Source organism: Stieleria sp., from assembly GCF_041595215.1.
GTDB lineage: Bacteria > Planctomycetota > Planctomycetia > Pirellulales > Pirellulaceae > Stieleria > Stieleria magnilauensis.
Window position 1 is genome coordinate 1 of record NZ_JBFHKV010000724.1, and the last position, 4,557, is coordinate 4,557.

General features: G+C 58.0%; 2 protein-coding genes. Both read left to right on the plus strand.

Annotation, left to right across the window (positions count from 1 at the left end):
• Nucleotides 1–394: 394 nt before the first annotated feature.
• Complete coding sequence (locus tag ABX749_RS23175; protein WP_372898080.1) at nucleotides 395–2,827, plus strand: DUF1553 domain-containing protein; 2,433 nt, start codon at nucleotides 395–397, stop codon at nucleotides 2,825–2,827.
• Between the two features lie 2 nt (nucleotides 2,828–2,829).
• Nucleotides 2,830–4,305 (plus strand): DUF1501 domain-containing protein, encoded by a 1,476-nt coding sequence (locus ABX749_RS23180; RefSeq protein ID WP_372898081.1) that lies wholly within the window; start codon nucleotides 2,830–2,832, stop codon nucleotides 4,303–4,305.
• Nucleotides 4,306–4,557 lie beyond the last annotated feature (252 nt).

A 4,557-nucleotide genomic window follows, 5' to 3' on the forward strand; every position in this document is an offset into this window, starting at 1 on the left:
AGGGCTCGCGCCCTACCGCTAAAAAATGCTTTACATGTTAGCGGCAGGGCGCAAGCCCTCCGGTCCCGCATCGTTCCCGAAATACCGGAGGGCTCGCGCCCTACCGCTAAAAAATGCTTCCCAGCGTTGGGCGACGGGGTTGGGGGGCGACATAACGACCTGTTGATGGGATCGACGCTCCCAAATCAACTCGATCATGGTAGCCCGAACACATCCGCGAGGGAGGCGGCGAGGCCCGTCGCACACGCGTGCGGGCGTCAATCGACAGGCCGGTGCGCTTCCAGCTGGCGTTTTTCAAGGTTCGTCTGGCATTGTGGAAGCAGCAGCCCTGTGGGCACTATAATACGATGCGTCGATAAGCTGGCCCCGCGTGACGATTCATTGGATTTTTTTGATGCGAGTATGTTGTTGTGTTCTCCTCTGTGTGCTGACCGGCTGGGCGGATTGCGGCGCGGCCGATTCGGCTGGTTCGCAGGAGCAGCCCGTTTCGTTCAACCACCAGATTCGACCGATTCTGTCGGACACCTGTTTTTTCTGCCACGGGCCGGACGAAGAGGACCGGCAGGCGGATGTTCGTTTGGATATCGCGGGGCAGGTTGATTTAACGGAACTGGTCTCGCGCATCACCTCGGATGATCCGGATACGGTCATGCCGCCGCCGGATTCGAACAAGTCGCTCTCGCCAGAGCAAATCGAGCTGTTGACCCGCTGGGTGAAATCCGGGGCACGCTATGAGAAACATTGGTCGTTTGCCCCGCCCGCCGAAGTCACGCCGCCGACGATTGCCGGGGCGGACGAATCCAAAGACGAGATCGATCCGTTTGTGATCGCGAAACTGCGGGAACGCGGATTGACGCTCAACGAGGCGGCGGATCAACGGACGCTGATTCGTCGCGTCACGATGGATTTGACCGGATTGCCTCCCACGCGGTCGGAGATTCACGCGTTCCTCAATGACCCGTCTCCGCATGCCTATGAGAACCTGGTGGACCGATTGTTGGACTCACCGCACTATGGCGAACACATGGCGCGCTACTGGTTGGACCTGGTACGTTTTGCCGACACCAACGGATTGCATCACGATCACTATCGCGAAATGACTCCCTATCGCGACTGGGTGATTCGCGCGTTCAACGAAAACCTGCCCTTCGATGACTTCACCGTCGCACAAATCGCCGGCGACCTCTATGAACAACCGACGACGGACCAGTTGATCGCTTCCGGATTCAACCGACTGCACTTGATCATCGATCGCGGTACCGCCCTGCCCGAAGAGAGTTTCATGCGGAATGTGGTGGACCGCGTGTCTGCCGTCGGCACCGCGTTCCTGGGACTGACACTCGAATGTGCCGTCTGTCATGACCACAAGTATGACCCGATCACGCAACGTGACTTCTATCAGTTCTACGCATTCTTCAATAACTTTGACGGCGATCCGGAAACCGGTGGACGTCGCGGTCTGGACTTTAAACGTGGTCTTCAACCGCCGTATTTGGAACTGCCCAGTGAGAGTCAACGCGAGGAACTGGCGCGATTGAATCAGCAGATCGCCGACGTCCAATCGAGTCTCAAGAAGCTTGAACGCAAGCAGAAGTCGAATGAACAAGCGGGGCAAGCTGCCGAGTCTGAAGAACAAGATCGCGCGGCGGAAGAATCTCGAAAGCAACTGAACGATCAACTGGCGCGACTGCAAGCCTCCCGTGACCAGTTGATCGAATCGATTCCCGCGACATTGATCATGAAGGAGCGTGAGGAGGTCCGCCCGGCACATATTCTGGTTCGTGGCAATTACGACCAACCCGGCGAAGTGGTCACACGGGACACACCCGGTTTTCTGCCACCGCTGGAATCGGATCAGCCGACCAAGACGCGGATGGATTTAGCGAGATGGTTGGTTGATCCGGACAACCCGCTGACGGCGCGGGTTGCGGTCAATCGATTCTGGCAACAATTGTTTGGTGTTGGAATCGTCAAGACGTCAGAAGACTTTGGTGCCCAAGGTGAACCGCCCACCCATCCCGAGCTGCTGGACTACTTGACGAACCGATTCGTCGATTCGGGTTGGGATGTCAAAGCGTTGATCCGAAAGATTGTCCTCTCACAAACCTATCGCCAAAGTTCGGCAGCCCCGCAAGAACGATTCATCGCCGATCCGCAAAACCGGCTATTGGCGCGCGGCTCGCGCTACCGTTACGACGCCGAAGTGATTCGCGATCAGGTGTTGGCGGTCAGCGGGTTGCTGAACCCGACGCTGTATGGAAAAAGCGTCAAGCCACCACAACCCGAAGGGCTTTGGAAGATCGTGGCCATGCCGTACTCGTACCCGCGCGTCTTTGAACCCGATGAAGGCGGCAAGATCTATCGGCGGAGTGTGTATTCGTTTTGGAAACGCGGCTTACCGCCGCCGCAAATGACGATCTTTGACGCGCCGACACGGGAGAGTTGCTCGGCCCGGCGGGAACGGACCAACACACCCCTGCAAGCGTTGGTGTTGATGAACGAACAACAATACTTCGTCGCCGCCAAAACGCTCGCCTCGCGGTTGCTGCAGACCGAAGCGAGCGATCAACATAGGATCGAGATTGCCTATGAAACGATCACGTCAAAGATCCCGAGTGAAGACGCGTTGAATCGAATGATCGACGCACTGCAACAATTCCGTGCGGTCTACCGCGACAACCCGGATGCCGCTCAAAAGATGGTCGCGCAAGATGGCCCCGCAATCCTGCCAGCCGATGGTCCCGAACCGTCCAACACCGACTTGGCGGCGATGACGATGTTGGTCCACTCGCTGTTGAACCTTGATGCCACAAAGACGAGAGAGTAAGCATGGACACGAATCAGCCAACCGATCATCGGCGTGGGTTTCTCAAGGATTGTCTGTTGCGCCACTGCGGCATGGGACTGGGTGCGACCGCGCTGGCGACGTTGCTTTCACAGACTCGCTCCAATGCCAATCCGGCCACGAGTAGCGGCGGTGATCTCTCCGGCGGCGGACTTCACTTTCCCGCCCGCGCCAAACGGGTGATCTTTTTATTCATGGCCGGTGCGCCCAGCCAGATCGATTTGTTCGACCACAAGCCGGAACTGCACCAACAGTTCGGCAAGCCGTTGCCACCGAGCGTCAGCAATGGCCAGCGTGTGACGGCGATGACCAAGGGGAAAGCCCAACTCGTCGCGCCGTCGATGTTCTCCTTTGCCCCGCAGGGACAAAGCGGGCTTGTGATGAGCGAGTTGCTGCCGCACCTGTCCAACGTTGCCGACGATTTGTGCATCGTGAAGTCGTTGAATACCGACGCGATCAATCACGACCCCGCCAAAACGCTTTTCTGCACCGGGTCGCAGATCCCTGGCAAAGCGAGTTTGGGGTCCTGGCTGAGCTACGGGCTGGGACGCATGAATGAAAACTTGCCCGATTTTGTGGTGATGAATTCGGCGTTCTGGACCGGCGGCACCGGCAACGTGCAAGCGCTTTACAGCCGACTCTGGGGATCCGGGTTCTTGCCCTCGAAGCACCAGGGCGTTTCGTTCCAACCGTCCGGCGACCCCGTGCTGTTTTTGTCCAACCCGCCCGGTGTGATCCCGCCCAGTCGACAACACATGCTGGATCTGGTCACGGAGTTGAACCGAGAACACTTGGACGAAGTCGGTGATCCGGAAATCAAAACCACGATCGCCCAACAAGAGATGGCGTTTCGGATGCAAACGTCGGTTCCCGAATTGACCGACTTGAGCGACGAGCCAGAGCATGTGCTTGCCCAATACGGTCCCGAAGTGCACAAAAGCGGGTCGTTTGCGCGAAACTGTTTACTGGCGCGACGGATGGTCGAACGCGGGGTGCGGTTCGTACAACTGTTTCACCGCGGCTGGGACCACCACGTCGGATTACCCAAAAAATTGCGTGGCCAGGCGTACGATGTGGACCAGGCGTCCGCGGGACTGATTTCGGATCTCAAACAACGCGGATTGCTGGACGATACCTTGATCGTCTTCGGCGGCGAATTCGGACGCACCACCTTTTGCCAGGGTAAACTGACGCCGACCGATTACGGCCGCGACCACCATCCACGCTGCTTCAGTGTTTGGATGGCCGGCGGAGGCATCAAGGGGGGAATGGCGTACGGACAGACCGATGAGTTCAGTTACAACATCGTCGAAGATCCCGTCCACATCCGCGATTTGAATGCCACGATTTTGCACCAGCTGGGGATCGACCACAGACGGCTGACGTTCCCGTTTCGGGGACTGGACCAACGGCTGACGGGCGTCGAAGAAGCACACGTGGTCAAGGACATCTTGACGTAGGGCGCTTGTGGTTTGATTGAATGTCAGACGTCGGCAGCGGGTGGCGTTCGCGTGCAACCGTCGGGGTGATGGTGAGGAGATGAAGGCAGAATGATTCGGGGCAGAATTATGGAGACAAGGAGACAAGGAGACAAGGAGAGAGGGAGATGAGGGCGGAGCCGTCGACCGGAACTAGACCTACGGAGCCCTTGTTGCCACCCCATCAGTCTGCCACCCCATCATTCTGCCCCCATCATTCTGCCCCCATCATTC

Coding starts and splice junctions, on each gene's coding strand:
- ABX749_RS23175 (WP_372898080.1), top strand. CDS start 395: ATGCGAGTATGTTGTTGTGTTCTCCTCTGTGTGCTGACCGGCTGGGCG.
- ABX749_RS23180 (WP_372898081.1), top strand. CDS start 2,830: ATGGACACGAATCAGCCAACCGATCATCGGCGTGGGTTTCTCAAGGAT.